General features: G+C 60.9%; 2 protein-coding genes. Both read right to left on the bottom strand.

Going from position 1 to position 1641, the window contains the following annotated elements:
• Positions 1 to 35: 35 nt before the first annotated feature.
• The gene (locus EGI20_RS18425) at positions 36 to 1406 is read right to left on the bottom strand and encodes an NAD(P)(+) transhydrogenase (Re/Si-specific) subunit beta (RefSeq protein ID WP_498633146.1); all 1371 of its coding nucleotides are present in this window, start codon (positions 1404 to 1406) and stop codon (positions 36 to 38) included.
• Between the two features lie 12 nt (positions 1407 to 1418).
• Positions 1419 to 1641: proton-translocating transhydrogenase family protein (locus tag EGI20_RS18420; protein WP_498633144.1), on the bottom strand; the 223-nt coding region annotated here is incomplete at its 5' end.

The raw sequence follows: 1641 nt of genomic DNA, 5'->3' as shown, positions 1-1641 counted from the left end.
GACGGGCTTTTGTTTACATCTGTTGCTAGACGGGCTTAGTGGTCGACGCCCTTGACCAGCTCTTCGACCACCTTCTTGGCGTCACCGAACACCATCATGGTCTTGTCCATGTAGAAGAGTTCGTTATCCAGACCCGCGTAACCCACGCTCATCGAACGCTTGACCACGATCACGGTGCGCGCCTTGTGCGCTTCCAAGATAGGCATGCCATAGATCGGGCTGGCCTTGTCTTTCAGCGCAGCCGGGTTGACCACGTCGTTGGCGCCGATCACCAGCACCACGTCGGTGTTGGCGAAGTCGGAGTTGATCTCCTCCATCTCCTGCACCTGCTCGTACGGCACTTCGGCTTCCGCCAACAGCACGTTCATATGCCCCGGCATACGACCAGCCACCGGGTGGATGGCGTAGCGCACATTGACACCCTTCTCGGTCAGCAAGTTGGCAAATTCCTGCAGCGCATGCTGGGCACGCGACACCGCCAGGCCATAGCCCGGCACGATGATCACGCTGTCGGCGTTGCTCATCAGGAAGGCAGCGTCTTCAGCCGAACCGGACTTGTAGTTCTTCGGGCCGGAAGCCGCGCCGCCGCCAGCGGCCGCTTCGGCACCGAAGCCACCCAGCAGCACCGATACGATGGAGCGGTTCATCGCCTTGCACATGATGTAGGACAGGATGGCACCGGAGGCGCCGACGCAGGCACCGGCGATGATCAGCACCGGGTTGTTCAGGGTGAAACCGATACCGGCTGCCGCCCAGCCCGAGTATGAGTTCAGCATCGACACCACCACCGGCATGTCGGCACCGCCGATCGGGATGATCAGTGTCACACCCAGCACCAGCGCCACTGCCACCATGGCGAGGAAAGCAGCATGGCTGTCGGTGGTGAAGTACACCACGCCGAAGCCGACCATGGCGATCGCCAACAGCAGGTTGAGCAGGTGCTGGCCGGAGAAGGTCACGGCCTTGGCGCCGAAGCGGCCGGACAGTTTGCCGTAGGCAATGACCGAGGCGGTAAAGGTGATGGCACCGATAAAGGCGCCGATAAACAGCTCGACCTTCTGTACCGGGGTATGGGTTTCACCGGTGTGGTACACCGCAGCCACCGCGATCAGCACCGCAGACAGGCCCACCAGCGAGTGCATGGCGGCAACCAGTTCCGGCATGCCGGTCATTTCGACCGTTTTCGCCTTCCATGCGCCGATGGCACCACCGGCGATGATGGCGCCGCCGATCAGGCCCAGCACCGGCTTGTCCATGATCATGAAGGTGGTGAATACCGCGATCACCATGCCGATCATGCCGTACAGGTTGCCGCGCAAGGCGGACACCGGGCTGGACAGCCCCTTGAGCGCGAGGATGAACAGCACCGCCGCGACCAGATAAAGCAAAGCAGAAATATTTTCCATGTCGGTCGGTCCTTATTTTTTCTTCTTCTTGAACATGTCAAGCATGCGCTGGGTGACCATAAAGCCACCGAAGATATTGATACTGGCGAGGAAGACGCCGATGGTGCCCAGTACCGAGGTGACGGTAATGGTTTCGCCACCGATGTCGACCACCTGCAGCAGGGCGCCGACGATGATGATGCCGGAGATGGCGTTGGTCACAGCCATCAGCGGGGTGTGCAGCGCCGGGGTGACG

Source organism: Aquitalea sp. S1-19, from assembly GCF_024343515.1.
Note: the sequence above shows the minus strand (reverse complement) of the source record. Positions and strands in the feature narration are given on the sequence as shown.